The sequence below is a fragment of the Rhodopirellula europaea 6C genome, assembly GCF_000338295.1.
Lineage (GTDB): Bacteria > Planctomycetota > Planctomycetia > Pirellulales > Pirellulaceae > Rhodopirellula > Rhodopirellula europaea.
Genome location: NZ_ANMO01000033.1, coordinates 1 through 616, shown reverse-complemented (window position 1 = coordinate 616; position 616 = coordinate 1). Strand labels below are relative to the sequence as shown.

General features: G+C 61.9%; 1 protein-coding gene. It reads left to right on the top strand.

All coding sequences use genetic code 11. The features are described 5' to 3' along the window. On the top strand, positions 1 to 616 hold a 616-nt coding region (locus RE6C_RS03340), incomplete at both ends, for a cadherin-like domain-containing protein (RefSeq protein ID WP_008653853.1).

Sequence of the window (616 nt, the reverse complement as noted above, 5' to 3'; positions counted from 1 at the left end):
CGAAGTGACCGATGAGGACGGCAACACTGAAAGCCAAGTCATCAGCGTGACGGTCACCGCGGACAACGACCCGACCGTCTTCGGTGGTGACACCAGCGGCACGGGTGCCGAAGACGCGGCAGCCATCACGGGTGACCTGGATGCGACCGATGCCGATGGCTTGACCGATCCGATCTTCACGATCGAACTGGGTGACGGTGCGTCCAACGGCACGGCGACGATCAACAGTGCCGATGGCACCTGGAGTTACATCCCGGCCGCCAACTTCAACGGCACCGACGCCTTTACCGTGTCGGTGACCGATGACGCGGGCAACGTGGAGACTCAGGAGATCACCCTGACGGTTACCCCGGTCGCTGACCTGACGGCAGTCGACGATGCGTTCACGACCGATGAAGACACGGCCTTGACCGATTCTGTGGCCGGTAACGACTCGACGATCAGCGGTGGCACGCTCAGCTACGCGATCGCTACGGGAGCTTCCAATGGTTCGGTGTTGATGGCCGGTGACGGCAGCTTCACCTACACGCCAAGTGCGGACTTCAACGGCAGCGACAGCTTCACCTACACGGTGGTGGATGCTGCCAGTGGTGAAAGCTCGACTCAGAACGTCGGC